Origin of the sequence: Sphingomonas agri, from assembly GCF_038148795.1 — a bacterium.
Classification (GTDB): Bacteria; Pseudomonadota; Alphaproteobacteria; order Sphingomonadales; family Sphingomonadaceae; genus Sphingomicrobium; species Sphingomicrobium agri.
The window spans coordinates 1,152,216-1,164,151 of the sequence record NZ_JBAPEU010000001.1; the positions used below are offsets into that span (position 1 = coordinate 1,152,216).

The 11,936-nt window shown below is 61.6% G+C and carries 15 protein-coding genes; 2 read left to right on the plus strand and 13 right to left on the minus strand.

What is annotated here, in order from left to right; all coding sequences use genetic code 11:
- Position 1: 1 nt before the first annotated feature.
- From V8192_RS05710 to V8192_RS05740, 7 genes are all read right to left on the minus strand, one after another.
- Complete coding sequence (locus tag V8192_RS05710; RefSeq protein ID WP_341632079.1) at positions 2–286, minus strand: hypothetical protein; 285 nt, start codon at positions 284–286, stop codon at positions 2–4.
- Positions 283–3,270, minus strand: a complete 2,988-nt coding sequence (locus tag V8192_RS05715) for a hypothetical protein (RefSeq protein WP_341632080.1) — start codon at positions 3,268–3,270, stop codon at positions 283–285. The genes V8192_RS05710 and V8192_RS05715 overlap by 4 nt, the downstream gene beginning before the upstream one ends.
- Positions 3,271–3,359: 89 nt before the next feature.
- Complete coding sequence (gene terL, locus V8192_RS05720) at positions 3,360–4,820, minus strand: phage terminase large subunit (protein WP_341632081.1); 1,461 nt, start codon at positions 4,818–4,820, stop codon at positions 3,360–3,362.
- Positions 4,817–5,248 carry a hypothetical protein gene (locus V8192_RS05725; protein WP_341632082.1) on the minus strand — a complete coding sequence of 144 codons (432 nt, stop codon included), beginning with the start codon at positions 5,246–5,248 and terminating at the stop codon, positions 4,817–4,819. The genes terL and V8192_RS05725 overlap by 4 nt, the downstream gene beginning before the upstream one ends.
- A 139-nt stretch (positions 5,249–5,387) precedes the next feature.
- Positions 5,388–5,615, minus strand: a complete 228-nt coding sequence (locus V8192_RS05730; protein WP_341632083.1) for a hypothetical protein — start codon at positions 5,613–5,615, stop codon at positions 5,388–5,390.
- Entirely contained in the window at positions 5,605–6,510 is a 906-nt protein-coding gene (locus V8192_RS05735; protein ID WP_341632084.1) for a hypothetical protein, read from the minus strand. The genes V8192_RS05730 and V8192_RS05735 overlap by 11 nt, the downstream gene beginning before the upstream one ends.
- Positions 6,511–6,543: 33 nt before the next feature.
- A complete protein-coding gene (locus tag V8192_RS05740) occupies positions 6,544–6,972 on the minus strand; it encodes a hypothetical protein (RefSeq protein WP_341632085.1) in 429 nt (142 codons plus the stop codon).
- 159 nt (positions 6,973–7,131) lie between these two features.
- Here V8192_RS05740 and V8192_RS05745 point away from each other — a divergent pair, with 159 nt between their 5' ends.
- Entirely contained in the window at positions 7,132–7,488 is a 357-nt protein-coding gene (locus tag V8192_RS05745; RefSeq protein ID WP_341632086.1) for a Rap1a/Tai family immunity protein, read from the plus strand.
- A gap of 372 nt (positions 7,489–7,860) precedes the next feature.
- On the opposite strand, the gene V8192_RS05750 is transcribed toward V8192_RS05745, so the two are convergent.
- The 5 genes from V8192_RS05750 to V8192_RS05770 all read right to left on the minus strand — a co-directional run bounded on the left by V8192_RS05750 (position 7,861) and on the right by V8192_RS05770 (position 10,328).
- Positions 7,861–9,054, minus strand: coding sequence for an AAA family ATPase (locus V8192_RS05750; RefSeq protein ID WP_341632087.1), 1,194 nt, complete (start codon positions 9,052–9,054; stop codon positions 7,861–7,863).
- The gene (locus tag V8192_RS05755; protein ID WP_341632088.1) at positions 9,047–9,328 is read right to left on the minus strand and encodes a hypothetical protein; all 282 of its coding nucleotides are present in this window, start codon (positions 9,326–9,328) and stop codon (positions 9,047–9,049) included. The genes V8192_RS05750 and V8192_RS05755 overlap by 8 nt, the downstream gene beginning before the upstream one ends.
- The gene (locus V8192_RS05760; protein WP_341632089.1) at positions 9,325–9,519 is read right to left on the minus strand and encodes a hypothetical protein; all 195 of its coding nucleotides are present in this window, start codon (positions 9,517–9,519) and stop codon (positions 9,325–9,327) included. Before V8192_RS05760 ends, V8192_RS05755 begins: the two co-directional genes overlap by 4 nt.
- On the minus strand, positions 9,516–9,725 hold the full coding sequence (locus V8192_RS05765; RefSeq protein WP_341632090.1) for a hypothetical protein: 210 nt from the start codon (positions 9,723–9,725) through the stop codon (positions 9,516–9,518). The genes V8192_RS05760 and V8192_RS05765 overlap by 4 nt, the downstream gene beginning before the upstream one ends.
- Before the next feature lie 414 nt (positions 9,726–10,139).
- Positions 10,140–10,328, minus strand: a complete 189-nt coding sequence (locus V8192_RS05770; protein ID WP_341632091.1) for a helix-turn-helix transcriptional regulator — start codon at positions 10,326–10,328, stop codon at positions 10,140–10,142.
- 79 nt (positions 10,329–10,407) lie between these two features.
- Between V8192_RS05770 and V8192_RS05775 the strand changes: the two genes are divergently transcribed.
- Positions 10,408–10,746, plus strand: a complete 339-nt coding sequence (locus tag V8192_RS05775) for a hypothetical protein (protein ID WP_341632092.1) — start codon at positions 10,408–10,410, stop codon at positions 10,744–10,746.
- Here the strand turns inward: V8192_RS05775 and V8192_RS05780 are convergent.
- Entirely contained in the window at positions 10,735–11,892 is a 1,158-nt protein-coding gene (locus V8192_RS05780; RefSeq protein WP_341632093.1) for a tyrosine-type recombinase/integrase, read from the minus strand. The genes V8192_RS05775 and V8192_RS05780 overlap by 12 nt on opposite strands.
- Between the last annotated feature and the right edge of the window lie 44 nt (positions 11,893–11,936).

Below are 11,936 nucleotides of genomic sequence, written 5' to 3' on the forward strand. Positions count from 1 at the left end.
CTTAGCCGGCCTCAGCGCCAGCCTGCAGGCGGCAGAGGCTGAGGGCGCCAGTGATCCTCAGCTTGCTCGCTTCGTCGATTTTGACGGTTCCAACGGGCGTGAGGCAGGTCCCGGTTTCCTTTTGCGCGAGAAGGGCCTCGACCGCGGCCTGCTTCTGTTCTCTCAGTACCTCGATGGGCACGGCATCAAGAACCCAACCCTCATAGCCGAGCGTTCCGAAATCGGCGTCAGCCGCGGCATCGAGGCTGACCCGTTCGTCCGTGTCAGGGTTCTTCAGAATGATCATGGCGCCGCAATCGTGATGGTGCCGCTGATGGCGTGACTTTGGGTCGTGTTGGTCGAACCGGTTCCGTTGATCCGGCCGACGATCTGCCAATCGTAGGTCGAGCCAGCCGTGCGGCCCGTGTCGTTGATATTGAAGTCGAGAGTTGCCGGGTTGCGGTACACGTGCCCTGTTTCTGGATCAGCCTCGACCGACGACGTGCCCGTCACGACGCTTCCAACGTCGGTCCAGATTGGAGAGCCTGACGTGCCGGTATTGCGCTGCAGCTTGGCCTCGATGTTCCAGCCGTCGCCGGGCAGAGCGCCAGAACCAGGCCGCGCGTAGAGCGTCCCACCAGCGTTGGCGGTCGTTTTGCCGGCGGGCATGGTCCCCGACATCGGCCCGCTGACGCTCGCAAATGAGCCCGAAGCGATCGGCGTCCATCCCGACGACTTGCTGATCGGCATCGTGCCACCCGAGCCGGTCGTGCTACCGCCGACAGGCGCGGCGTTGAGGTGCTGGTTAAGCTTCAGAGTGAAGGTGCCGCGCAGGACGCCCCCGATGCGCGCCATAACCTTCACCGTCGCGGCGGATACAGAGAGACTGCTGATCGTCAGCGTGCCCGCCCCGCTTCCGCTCATGCTCTGCTCGCCGTCAACAACCGTCTTGCCGTTCGCGGTGCCGTCTTGAACCAGATAGGTCCAGCTCACGCCGCTGCTGACGAAGCCGGCGGTCGTCTTCAGGCTGTAACCAAAATCCCTGCTGAACTCGCCCGGCAGCGCCGCTCCGGTATAATCATATTCAAATGTCCACGTCGGCGTTCCCTCGACCCAATAGCTGACGTCGGCACCGTATTCGCTGCTCGGGCCAGGCGTGAAGGCGGGCTCTTCCACCTGGTTGAGCGCGGCACCGCAAAGCATCGGCTTTCGCATCCCTATGGCAAACGTGCCGGTGCCGTGGCCACCCTGCTTTGCGAAAGCCTGGAACGCCGCGTATCTGGTGCCGCCAGGCACCGTCAGGAACTTCCTGCACCGATGGTCATCGGTGATCAGAATTGGTCCGGTACCCGTTTCTACGGAGTCGAACGTGATCTCGGTGTCATCATCGGCGCGCCATGAGACTTTGACCTCGTAATCCCAGCCGCCGAAAATATCGAGCAAGAGGCTGACGAAAACGCGCTCGCCCGGCGTCACCGGATAGCGGAAGTTCTTGTTTCCGCTGATGTACGAGTCAGAGATGAGAGCGAATTGCTGGCCAGATGCCGTGAATGTTCCTTGTGCCTTGAGCCGGTGGCCGTTGGCGTCATCGCTGGTCCCCCAATCGGTCAGCGTGAGACTATTGGGATTGTAATAAGTCCAACCAAGCGTCCCTTTCTCGTATAAGCTGAAGCGAGCCCGGTTGCTGTCACCCAGCGCCGCGATATTGGCCCCCGGGTGGACGGTGTTCTGGTCGCCAACCCCATGCGCCTGCGTCGTCGTCGGCGCGACTGAGACGCTTCCGGTGAGGCCCAGCGCCCATGCGTGCTTGGCGTCGTCCTCGGTCCGGAAGATGAGCGTGACGGTGTTGCGAGCCGGATTGAGCGTGCGCCCAATCACGACGCACTTGCGGCTCGCCAGGTTGGCCGACGGCAGGTTGAGCGTCAGGCAGTCGCCGAGCTTGTATTGCGACCAGACGTAGCCGAGCTCGACGCTGATCGGAGACAGTTCGCGGGTGTTGGCGACCTCGTAGGCGGCGATCTGCGCCCCTTGGTTGAAGCCCGCGCCATCCCCCTTGTCGGCAATGAGCGCGAATTCGAACTCGCGAGTGGCGGCGTTCCCGCCGTCGGCTGTCAGATAGGTCGAGTTGCGGACCGCGACCTGAGGGACGATTTCCCAGCCGTGGTTGGCTGAGCGAATACGCGGGATCGCCCCATTTAGCCGCTGCCGGCGCGTGAACATCTGCGGCGCCGAGACCGCACCTTTGACATCGGCCTCGGTGATGGTCGCAAGGCTGATCTTCGGTGTATTGACGAGACAGGACAGGTGCGCGCCGGTCGGCATCGGATAGCCGCCACCGGCCTGGCAGATGGCCTTGAGCGCTTCCCACTTGGGATCGGTCGAGGCGATCATGCCGCTGATCTTCCAACCGTTCGAATCCGCGACGGCTGCCGCTTCCATGAAGGCGGCGAGGTCGATCTTGCTGACCGGCAGTCCCGGCCCGAGCACGCGGACGCCGTTCTGCCAGCGCCCGATCGCATAGGTGACGGCGTGCACCCACGGGTTTTCCGAATAGGCGTAAGTGGATTCGGTCAGCGCCCGCTGGGATCCGGACCCGCCGGAAACCGTGCTGTCGAACCTCATATCATAGGCTTTGACGCCTTGAACCAGATTGGTCATTTTCGGCGTGCCGCCCGAATAGACCTTGCCGTTGTCGATGTCGGCAACGAGAACCAGCCCGACGGTCGCCAAACCGGACGTCTTGAAGGCCGACCCCCAGTCCGGCATCGTCGAGGCATCGGGCGCGGTCATGGTCAGCGCGGCACTTTCGGGCTGCGCGCCGAGCTGATCCGACAGGTAGAGGTAATTGGCGTAGTAGCCGGTCGCGTTTCGACCGCTGAACGTGACCGGAGTCATGTCGGCATAGAAGCCGTTATAGGCCGCGATCGTGCCGAGGCTCAGAACGCCGACGATGCCGAGATAACGGTTCTTGTCGCCCCAGCTTGCCTGGTGGACGATCGAGGCGCCGACCATCGCGTTGCCCATGACGTATGGCTCGCCTGTCGCGGGATCGGCCGCCCAATCCAGCTGCTGGCCTGCCGACTTGAGCTTTGGAGGCTTGGCCATAACGCCGGCCGCCAGACTAATGAGGGCCGCTCCAGCAGAGAGAGCGGTTGCAAGGGCTCCAATGCTGACTGCCGTTCCGCCGATCGTAAATGCGGTCGCGGCAGTTCCGATCGCGAGCCCAATGCCTGTCGCGGCCAAGGCGGCGACGCCAACGACGACTGCAGCGACCTTGAGCACCCTAGACATGCACCGAAATGTACGGTTCGGCGGTTATCGCCTGTAGGTTCGCTTCCGAGATATGCTCTGTTTGCCTTGGCCTCCAACCAGCAAGCGCATCAGAAATTCGACCAATCATATCCGGAGCCGAAAAGCAGCTCGGTCGCCGCATCCATCAGCGGGTCGACCTGGTCGTCGTGCACGCCTGACGGGAACGCAGCCAACTCGCCAAGCAGCTCCTTCGTGAAAGGAGCGTCAGCGGGGATGGAAACGAGGCCCGTTGCAATCGAGGGAAGAACGTCGAGGGCGCGAGAGTACTTGTCCGTCGAGCGTTTGATTGCTTTGATCGGGAGCGCATCGGCGCCGCGCTTTAGTTGCTGCACAAGCCCGGTACCCGAAGTCTTATCCTCGATTCCGAATGAGGTGAGGTAGCCAGTGCATTCGTTCTGCTTGTGCTTCCGCCAGAATGCGCGTGCCGTCTTTTCGAGCTCCGGCGCTTCGAACTTTCCGCGCACCTGGTCGATCAAGTAAATCACTCCGTCCGTGCCGAGCCCCCAGCACTGGAAGACGCTATAATCGTTGCGCTCGCCAGTCTTCTGCGCAGTGTCCGCGAAGATCATCCGGCGCTTGTATGGCCTCTCCTCGCCATGGCGGTGCCGTTGGAAGTCGTCGATCTTGAACAGGTTGCCACCCGCGATCGTCGGACGCTGCTGGTAGAGCGACTCCCAAGAACCGGGATCCATCTTGAGCTTCATCGCTTCGAGCATCTCAAGCGGCTTCAATTCGGGGAATAAGGCCTCGCCCGGCCGCCGATGTTGTTGGTCGACCGCACCGCGATCGTCGCCGGCTTCCGCGATGGCGGGATAGGTGAGGACCTTAATCGACGGATCAGTGGCTACCAACCGGGCCGCGGGATCGTCGACATGCCAGCGAGTGAGAATGCAAAGCAAGCCGGACTTACTCGAGAAGCGCGTCAGGAGGTCGTCAGTGAGCCAAGACCAGACCTTGTCCCTAACGGTTTCAGAGTTTGCCTCTTCGCGGCCTTTGATGGGGTCGTCGAGCACGATGAGATCCGCACTTTCGCCCGTTACGGCGCCGCCGACCGTCGTGTTTCGGAAGTAGCCCTTGCGGGCCACGAATTCGATGATCTCCTGATTGCGCAGCGCTTGGCCGAGCCCCCGCGTCACGGCGTTCATGGAATTAAGCCGCAAATCGGGGAAGGCCTTCTGGAACCGCTCGAATTCGAACTTTCGCTGCAGCGCCATGTTGGCGCGGATGCCGAGCCTCTCGCTGAAGCTCGCATAGATTGTACGCGTGTCTGGCGCGCGGCCCGAGAGCCACGCGATGAGGTCGACAACGGTTTCCGACTTGCCGTGTTGTGGGGGCGCCTGAATAATCAATTTGGGCCGCTTGCCGGCGATCATGTCTTCGGCGAACTGCTGGAGATGCTCAGCAGCATCTTGCTGCCACCAGCCAAGGACGATCTGCGGATCCATGAACTGCCGAAATGCCCAGAAATCCCGCTGCGCTTCGCCCGCAGCTATCGCCTCGAGGATCGCCAGATCGGCTGCCGATCTCATTCGCGATTGTCGGCGATCAAAACACGCTCCGGCAAACCGCGGCGCCGTGCTTCCTCGATCGCCTGCTCATAGGTCAGGTTGTGCTGAATTGCGCCGCTATACGTGACCTCACGTCGATCGCTGAAGTCCTCTGCACCGAAGTTCTTGAGCATGAATTGAACCATGGCAGCTGCGCCAGGACCGCCATCGCCGTCGCCCACCGTCGCAGCGCGATCCTCCCAACAAGCCAAAGCGCACGCTTTGGCGATCTCGATCGCCTCCGCGAAATCCGCATGTTGCTCGGCCCAGTTGCGCAAAGTTCGACGCGCCACTCGAATGCTGGCGGCGAAGTAAGCCAACGACTTTCCTTCGGCGCAAAGCCCGATCATTTGCTCGCAGTAGGCGGGATCGTACTTGGATGGCCGTCCGCCGCCATCGCGGACTGCCATAGGCTCGACGGTCATCTGCGGGATCCGTGTGAGCAGATGCGCCGACGGCAGAGAATGCCACTTCGATGCCGCCGGCGCGCGGGGCGTTGCGTCCCCGCTCCCCTGCCTGCAGGCTTCAGGATACCTGCGGCAAAGCTCATCATTCTACGGCCTTAGCGGCGCCGTCTGTTAAAGGTCCACGTGCGCCCATTTGCTGGCACCACCAGTCGAACCAGTCAGCTTCGTTATCGACGATCATGGGTGCGGCCACATCGAACATGGCGTTCGCATCAAGGCGAGAAGAGCGCAGCTCTTCGACCGCGAGGATGATTTCTCGTGTCGCCATCACTGCCTCGATGCGTTCGAAAGGTTTGCGGTCATGCCGCATCTGCCTTGGCGGACGACGCCAGTGGAGATGGTTCGACCGTGAGGCCAAGCTCTTCCGCGGCCTTCCGGTGCCCGTTGTGCATCCAAAGGAAAATGGGATGCTGCGCCACGCCGGAGGTTCCTTCGCGGTGCTTGATTCCACTAATCATGTACCCCCGGTAAGGCTTCTGGCTCACCTCGTATCGCGTCCAGCGCGCCTCCTCCCGTCGTCGAGCCTCCTCAAGGGCTTCGGGCGAGCTCCGCTCTTTTGCCGCAATGATTCGCGCGTGCTGAAGGGCATTCATTTCGGCCACCATCGCCGCCTGATGATCGATCGGCCACGCGTCGCGCGGCTGGGTGAGTCCTGGGATCCGCATGGTGAAAAGCCTCTCGACCCAGCCTCCCAGGTTCGGCCAGGAGGCTCCCGTAACACCCCGTGCCTGGAACTCGGCGCAGACAATCCGGGCATGCTGGGGTTGCCCGCGGTTGTAAGCGTCGACCGCGTGCGAGTTTGCTTCCAAGTCGCCGAGGAGTTCGATCAATTCTCCGGTGAGTACCGGCCACCGGTCGGCGAGCTTGGCGGCGAGTGTGGCGGTTTCGTCGGCAAGGCGCTGCCGAGCTTCGTCCGCGGCGCGCTGCCGGTCGCACTCCTCGATCTGCTCTAGCCGCTCGTGCAGGCGTGGCTTGATCGCCTCAAGACGGTCGATTTCAAACGTTGTGTCGTCGGCGCTGGCTCGCGCAATGCGCGCCTCGTCTCCATTGACGTTGAGATCAAGCGACCGCTGGCGAAATTCGCTCGCCTTCGCGTTCAGCTCGGAGAGCAGGTTTTCCATATCCTCGAGCACAGCGCGCACGTCGGGCGCTCGAGAGCTGGGCTTCATTGCTGCCTGACAGCGCTCTTCGAAACTCTTGGCCATTTTGTTCGCCTCCAGTGAGGGGATGAAGGGTTGCTATCGACGGTAGGCGGTGCGCAGAGCTTCCTTCGACGCCTGATACGCAGCTTCGCACTTTGCCTTGAGCCCAGGCATGCTAGCTTCCGCGGCGACAATGCTCGCTCGATAGGCCGCCTTCTGCCGCGCTGCCGCATTCAGAGCAGTCGCGGCATCTTGATCGGTGAACGCGGGCGGTGATGCCATGTAAGCGTGGCTAAGGCGGTGGTTTTCCCGGGACCTTGCGACAATCATGTCCTGCTCGGCGTCAGTCAGCAGAAGGCGGGCAGCATCAGTTGCGTAAGCGGAAGCGCCGCCTTGTGCGAAAAGCGCGCTGTCCATGAGGGCTAATTCGAAGCCCATGTGGCCACCGTTACGCAGGCTCACCTTGCCGTCGATGATCTCGTATTGCCCGTTTGGGTCGGGCCGCCCGCGCACATCGCAATACATTGGCGCTCTCTCCTCTTCAGTCCCGGGCTGAGCCAGGACGGCTGTCAGTAGGGAGAGATTACGTCGAGCGATTCGTACGTTGTAGGTTCACTAGGATATGGCCTTCATCGCCACGCAAGGGCGCTTGCCGACGACTGGTGGCCCGTGCATTCTTGGCCGATGAAATCGAGAGATATGGCGGCTGCGACTCTCGCCGCGGTGCTTGGTGCTTCGTCGGCGGCGGCCCAAAGGCATGGCATGGTGTACAGCGGCACGACGGCCGGCACCCTGGCGAACGAGTGCAGCGCACATCAGTCGCTGAAGTTCGACCCGTGTGAGGCTTACATCATGGGGGTCTCCGACGAGATCGCGCTGATCGGCCACACATGCCGTCCGATGGACACCCAGTCCGGCAATCTCCAAGTCGAGGCCGTCGTCACCAAATACCTTCGAGAAAATCCAGAGCGCTGGGATCGCCCTGCGATGGCCGAGGTCGATCGCGCGCTAAAGCTCGCGTTCCCGTGCAACCGTAAGTGATCTGACCTCGTCTCGAGTGCCGAAAACCACCCCTCGTTTTCCGTATGCTTTCCGTATTTCTGACTTGCGCAGCTTTGTAGGCAGGCGAAAACCTCTGCAGTACGGATGCAGTGATACCGTCAATCTACAGCCATGCTGAATACCGAGCGCGGATAAAATCTATCACACTATAGAGACTGGCGTGAGTTTCGGAGGCGCCGCTTTCGACACGCGAAACACCGCCGTTTCCGCTCTTCGCGAGAGCCGCTGGCAATAACCTTTCGCCGCACCTTTGCCCGGTGCGGACAGTGGACGGGGTATTATATACCCCTGTCCTGTCCTGTCCGGTGTCCGGCCCCTGTCCGGATCGGTGTCCGATGGGTGTCCGGCGTCTCATGCGGCGAGCCATGCGAATTGATCGAAAACACCAATGAGGCCAATGGCTTGAAGCTTCGAACGTGCGCGATTGAACGTTTTCCTCGCGCTGTCCGGTTGAGTGTCCGCAGCTGTCCGAAGCGCCGAGATCGCCCTGTCTGAGAAGACGCTCAGATGGACGACTTTTCCAACAAACCGTCCGAGCAAGTCCGCGGGAATGCCCGCAGGAGGTGCTACGCCCGCCGCTTCGATGGCCTTGCCGAGCTGGTCGTACACAACGCGATAGTTCGGACTGAGCTTGCCGAGTTTACGGGCGACCGGGCTCTCTTCGACGAACCGATCCAGAGTTGGCGTAATGACGCAGGAACTGACTGCGTCGCCGTCATCATCACTGCCGAGTTCGATCGGCTGCAGGTTGAACAGAAGCAGCTCTCGCTCCTCGTCGTCTTTCTGCTTCGTGATGCGCGCCCGCTTGGGCTTTCCACCCTCGACTAAAATAACGGTGTCCATGCCGCCTTTGAGGCTGCCGTGTCCTCGCGGCTCCGTACTTTCAGCGTCCTTTGGCCTATGATGAACCGGAATGACGCAGCATTCGAAGGCGCTGGCCAGTGCGCCACAATTGGCGACGTACACGGCGAGATCGTCGGTGTTCTCCTTGCCCGCACCTATGGTCTTCGAGATTGTGTCGACGACAATGAGCGCCGGCGGTTCTTCATAGCGAGCAGCCGCTGCGCGGACCGCGTCGCACAACGCTGCCTGATCCGCGGCCGAATTATAAAGGTCGATCGGCGTTGGGATCAGCGCGAGTGGAATCGGGCCCGCGAGTCCGTAATGCCGTTTGAACGCGACGATGCGATTGCGCAGACCCTTCTGTCCCTCTGCAGCCACATAGACAACGACGCCGCGGCGGGTGCGCAGGCCGTTCCAGTTCCAACCAAGTGCGACGTGCATCGCAAAATCGATCGCGAGGAAGCTCTTGCCGCTGCCAGGATGGCCGTAGATGAGCGCCAGGCCTTGCTGAGGCAGCGTTTTCTTGATCAGCCAGAGGGAATTGAGATGTGGCTCGATTTCTTCGGCCCATTCAACCTGCAATACCCCAGTTGCCCGCGCGGATGGCGCCGCGTTCCGCAGCGCCCGCTCTCCGCTGGCCTTTTCCTCGATCGGACCGAATGGCTGCGGTCCGGCCGGTTCGTCATCGTCCAAGTCACGCATCGGAGGCGTCCAATCGCTCGGCCGCTCCGGCAGCGACGTTCAACGCGGTGAGTAGGACAATGACGTCCTCGAGCTGGGCCTCCGTTGCTGCCGCCCAGGTCCAGACCGAGGCAATTTGCGCCGCGCGGAGCATCAAGACGCCGGCGTCCCAGCTGCGGGTGCGTTCGGCCCTGCCGAGGCAGCGCTTGCCGGCATTCCCGACGCGCTGCCGAAGGGCGGGCACCTCGTCGGCTTCTGTCGCGCGCCGAAGATAGACCGGATCGACCGCGTTCATGCCATGCCGTCCCAACCGGGGGCGCTTACCCGGCGGTCAATTTCGAGCAGCCATTCGGACTGACCCCAGTTTGGTTGATGCCTGCGCAAGCTCATGGAGCGCACGAACTCCAGCTCGTCAGCGCTCAGTTCACGATGGTGCTGTTCGAGGATCCGGACCGCGACCGCGCGCCAATCTGGTTGCGCGCTCATCCGATCCTCCCGGGCTTCGGCGGTGGTTTGAGGGCATCGATCGTGCCGCCGGCTTCGACGAGCGCTGCGACTGCCTCCTGTTCGGTGCGGAAAGGAGCGAGGTAAGCGCCGAACCTTCGCTCGTGCACTTTGGGCTCATTGCATCGCGTGTCGGGCTCGATCGCAGCCCAAAGCCGCTCCTCGTTTGCGGTGATGAAGCGCGTCATGCTGCCAACCTCAGCTCTTCGGGCCTGAACCAGTGAAGAGCCAAGATGCGGGGTGGCGTTAGGTTCGCTTGAACGCTCGCGCAGTCGCCTGTATTTAAGAGCCGTTCGTTAGCTTGGTCGCAGATGAACGGGAGCGGCGCCTGGCAGGGCGCCGTTCGACTATGTGGCGAATCCATAATTTCCTCCATCTTGGGATCTCGACGCCGTCCGGCGTTGGCTTCGTGCTTGGGCTCGACGGAATCTTACGAAGGCGGCGCGGCGAGCGATGAGCTGCTCCTTTCCGGACTGCTCAAGCCAGAAAGTTACCGTCGTGCGTCGCGCTTGGTAGTGCGCCTCGCATTCCAGCCGGCCGAACTCCGTGAAAATCACCGGAAAGTCGGGTGGGCAGGGGCGCTTGAATGGCGCAGCCATGATTCAGGCCACTTCGCGCTCAGCAATTCTTTGCTCGAGCCACGCCCGAAGTTCGGTTTCGCGCCAAGCGACTGCACGCGCGCCAATTCGCACCGGCTTAGGGAAGGTTCCGGCTGCCATATCGGCATAGATCCGGGTGGTCGACCGGCAGGTGAGGTCGCGGACCTCCGGAAGTCTCAATAGCTTTTCCATCGTCATTCTCCGCATTGGCGGGGGCAGACGGCAATTTGCGCATTGTTACGGGAAGAGCGTAGGCTTAAACAATACACTTATGAGCAAGGGGCCCGGCCATGTCATGCGGACCATCATCGCAGCGATCGAATCTGAACCGGGCCGAGCGTTCGACGTCGATGACCTTTGTCATCGCGTGTATCCTGACCTTGCGCGCCCTGAGTTGAAGCATCGCCAGGCAGTCATTCGAGCCATGCGAAAGTTGGTGCTGGATCGTACAGACCTCGCGATCGCTGCAGACGGATGGAAAGCCGGTGCACCTGGCGTGGGTCGGATCATCCTCTATAGATTGAGCGACCAGCAGTCGGTTGCCGACTATGAACGAAGATCAGTCAGAAGCTGGTATGAAGCTCACCGCCTTAAATCGTCAGAGAGCTAGCCCAGCCAAGGCCTCCGTCGCGGCATCGCGCACTAAATGCCCGTAATGTCGCTCGATCATTTCGGCGCTCGTGCCGCTTATCTGAGCTATGGTCAGCAAGGGCAGGCCCGCCGTCACAAGATCAGTGATCGTAGAGTGCCGCAGAGTGTAGGCTGTTACGTTCGGTGGGAGTTTCGCGGCCGTCGCGGCTTTCCCGATCGCATCGTTCCAAGTCTCCTTGTCCCAGGCCTTGCCGTTCGCTCGTGTGAACAGAGTCGCCGCGGGGAGCTTGTTCTTGCCGGTGGCAATGAACAAACTTGCAGCAACTGTGGGAATGATGATGCGCCGACCGTCGCCGGCTTTGTCCTTTCCGATTGTTAGCTCGGACGTCCGCTTGTCGAAGTCGCCTGCAGTTAGCGCTGCAACAGCACCAGGCCGCAGCGGCAGCAGGCACAGTGCACGCACGAACGGCTCAGCCTCGCTATCGACCGCCCCCACCAGCTTCCGGCGCTGGTCGCGATTCAGATACAACGTGCGCCGCTTCACTGCATTCTTTACGGGCTTCAACGGTTCCTGCCAGGCAGACTCCGTGTTCGGCGCACCAAGCGGCAAAACCGCGCCGAGAGCGGTGCGCAAGACCGCCATGTCCCTATTGAGTGTAGCCGGAGATCGAGGGCGCGTGATCGGCTCACCCTTCTTGCGACGAGAGACGAGGGCAGGGGTCGCTTCAAGGCGAGCTCGCCAAGCCGCTACGTGCGAGCGACGCAGTTTGGCTAGCTTCACTTTAGCGATCGGGTCGGAATAGACATAGCGACTGAATCGCCCGGCGGCTTCATCGCGAGATTTCGCGAAGCGCCTGCAGGCATCTTCTACCGTCTCGACCTTTTCTTCCGATATGCTCCCGCGTTCGACCTCAGTCGCGAAGCTTTCAGCTTCTTTCTTCGCAGCAGCGAAGCGCTCGTTGGCCGGCTTCTCACCGAAACTGCCAAGCGCCTTGAGCCGATAGCAACGTTTTGTCTCATCATATGCGCGCGCGATCCAAGTGCCGGCGCCTCCACGCGTGGCCGCGCGGAACCCGACGAAGCAACCCGGGCGCAGTCGTTGCCAATAGGGCTCGCGCCGCGGCTTGAGTGTCTCTCGATCCTTAACCCTGCTGAGATCCGCCACGGCAAAGCCTCCCTCTCTGCAGTCACACTGCAGACGTCTTTATA